This window comes from Labilibaculum manganireducens (assembly GCF_002843385.1).
Taxonomy (GTDB): domain Bacteria; phylum Bacteroidota; class Bacteroidia; order Bacteroidales; family Marinifilaceae; genus Labilibaculum; species Labilibaculum manganireducens.
This window is the reverse complement of sequence record NZ_MVDE01000068.1, coordinates 1-2,993: the sequence shown is the minus strand read 5'-3', so window position 1 is coordinate 2,993 and position 2,993 is coordinate 1. Positions and strand designations below refer to the sequence as shown.

The 2,993-nt window shown below is 38.1% G+C and carries 2 protein-coding genes; both read right to left on the bottom strand.

Annotated features, from left to right (window positions below; translation table 11 throughout):
* Positions 1 to 172: 172 nt before the first annotated feature.
* Entirely contained in the window at positions 173 to 2,416 is a 2,244-nt protein-coding gene (locus BZG01_RS21130) for a glycoside hydrolase family 3 N-terminal domain-containing protein (protein ID WP_218973193.1), read from the bottom strand.
* A gap of 77 nt (positions 2,417 to 2,493) precedes the next feature.
* The gene (locus tag BZG01_RS21925; RefSeq protein ID WP_180327420.1) at positions 2,494 to 2,967 is read right to left on the bottom strand and encodes an alpha/beta hydrolase family protein; all 474 of its coding nucleotides are present in this window, start codon (positions 2,965 to 2,967) and stop codon (positions 2,494 to 2,496) included.
* Positions 2,968 to 2,993: the final 26 nt, after the last annotated feature.

Sequence of the window (2,993 nt, the reverse complement as noted above, 5' to 3'; positions counted from 1 at the left end):
ATCAATTACTAATGGATAGATTTTTAATTGTGTTTGGGATAAACCCAAACACGAAGAAAAATAAAGAAAAAGTCAGGCAACTCAATAATTTTGGTTTAATAGCTGCATAAAACTTAACGAACTATTGCTATTATTTACTATTTATTTATGGTCATCATCCCATAATCCACAATTAATCAACCAACTCAATGGTTATGTTTTTATCTTTTACAAGAATATTGTAAATGCCTGATTCCATGAATCGATCCCCTTTATCATCCACAAAGCCAAAATCACGTTCAAGATCAACGTCAAAAGAAAAAACAGTTGTTTCGCCCGCTTTAATATTTTTCTTTTCGAAATATTTCAGCTCTTTTAGAGGACGCGAAATAGAGCTTGCTGGATCCGAAATAAACCAATGCACTGTTTCCATGCCCTCTCGTTTACCGGTATTAGTTACTGGTATTTGAATGGACAATTTATCGCCTCGCTTCACTTGAGTTACGGATGCCTTTAATTCGCCATACTCAAAAGTGGTATAGCTTAGGCCATAGGTAAATTCATAGAGTGGCGTGGTTTGAATATCCTGATATTTTCCAAATCGAGGACGAGCACTTTGGCGCATGTTGTAATAAATAGGAATTTGCCCTGTTGAATATGGGAAAGTCATGGCTAATTTACCCGATGGGTTAACTCTACCAGATAGTACTCTAGCAACAGGATTTCCTCCGGCGACTCCTGGCTGCCACATTTCCACTATTGCATCACATAATGGTTCGATGCGATTTAACTCTAACGGCCGGCCGTTAGAAAGCACCAATACGATGGGTTTACCTAACTTTTTTAATTCAAATAGTAATTGTTCCTGAATCTCAGGCAGTGAGAGTGTTGATCTGGAAGAACTTTCGCCAGTCCACCTAGCTTTTTCACCCAAACAAAGTAGAATAACATCAGCGTCTTGTGCAATATTACTAGCCTCGGCAAAACCACCGATATCATCTCCATCAAAATCACAACCTTTGGCATATGATAGCTGATTCGTTTTGAATTCCTTCTCAAGTGCAGAATAAATAGAAGCCGCAACATCTTTAACCTCTCCTTGCCCAGCCCAACAGCCCAATAAATTTTCTGTGTCTTTTGCCAATGGCCCAATCACTGCTACTTTTTTACTTTTCGCTAATGGAAGCGTATTATTTTCATTCTTTAGTAATACAATTGATTCTTCAGCAATTTGTTCCCCAATTTTTAAATATTCTGGTAGCAAGTATCGCTCATTATCCGTCAATTCAGGCACATAAGGATGATCAAATAAACCTAACTTAAACTTTACACGCAGCACTCTTTTGACTGCCTCATCAACGTTTCCCAAAGAAACTTTACCTTCATTAACTAATTCTTCTAAATAACTTTTATAAACCTTGTCTGCCATATCCATTTCAAGTCCGGCATTAAAAGCTTTGGCAACAGCCTCTTTTTTATCCTCAGCCACTCCCTGAGCAACAAGTTGCTGAACTGCCCCCCAATCTGACACAATAAATCCATCATGTTGCCATTTTTCTTTTAAAATCTTAGTCATCGTATAGTGATTGGACGAAGCTGGCACACCGCTAATATCATTGAAAGCACTCATAACGGTTGCTGCTCCAGCATCAATTCCCGCTTCAAAAGAAGGTAAATATGTATCCCATAATGTTTGTTTGGATATTTCTGTATACACATAATCACGTCCACCTTCTGAGGCACCATAACCAACAAAGTGCTTTAAGCAAGCTGCGATCTTAAACTCTCCCCCAAATTGATCTCCCTGATAACCTTTTACTGCTGCTATAGCAAATTGGGCATTGGTATATGGGTCTTCCCCATATCCTTCAGCCACACGCCCCCATCGTGGATCGCGGGCTACATCGACCATTGGAGAGAAAGTCCAGTCAATCCCTGACAGTTTAGATTCTTTGGCCGCCATAGCACTTGCACTTTTTGTCAATTCAGTATTCCATGAACATGCTTGTGCCAATGGAATTGAATAAACAGTTTTTAAACCATGAATAACATCATAACCAAATATAATAGGGATACCTAAACGAGATTCTTCCATGGCTTTACGTTGAACAGCATTACGGAATACAGGATCAATACCGGTATAAATAAGCGAACCTATTTCAGCAGGTACTCTTTTTACCTTCCCTCCCATGTTATTGGGATTATTATTTTTACCCAGAAGAAACTGATTGAGCTGCATCACTTTTTCTTTCAATGTCATTTGAGACACCAAGTCGTTGATGCGTTTCTCAATGGGAAAATTTGCATCTTTATAACTTACTTTTTCACTGTTGCCCTGCGCCCAGATTTGTGTACCAGACATCAGCGTAAATGAACAACTGAGCAAAAACACCCCAATTGCCCTTGACTTTAAATTTTTACGATTTATAATCCTCATTTTTTATTCAATTTTATATTCATCAACCAGGAGCCTGCTAAAACTGATAATTCAATTTCTGCCGACATCCCGTTTAATCATTTCTTTTCCCTAACGATTTCATCAACTTCTTTCAATAATAATGTAAAAGCAGGATGAGCCATTCCGCCATGATCGAAACCATCTAACTTGAATAACTTTGTACGCTTATGACCAGCAAGTTTCATCATTCTCCCCAGATAAGCATTTTCCTCATAACGTCCGAACAATTCTTTATCGGCGTCACCGGTAATTAGCAAAATGGGAGGAGCATTTCTACGCACATGAAACAAAGGAGCATATTTATCAATAATGGGTTGAAGTGTTTTAATTCCTCTCTCTTTTCGAACAGTAAAATGGGTAATTGTCTGCCCGCTAAATGGGATGAGCCCAGCAATACTGTCGGCATCGATGGAATATTTTTCCAAATAGTAGAGGTTATATCGATTAAAAAAACCATGAGATAACACATATTTACTTATTATTGTTTCTACGACAAACCAATAATAAGGTGTACCCCATGGAGTATTCAAAGATAAAGAATAAACCTAAAGTTTTG

What these genes read in the sequence shown, in the direction of transcription:
- BZG01_RS21130 (WP_218973193.1), bottom strand. Translation starts at nt 2,416, where the DNA reads ATGAGGATTATAAATCGTAAAAATTTAAAGTCAAGGGCAATTGGGGTG.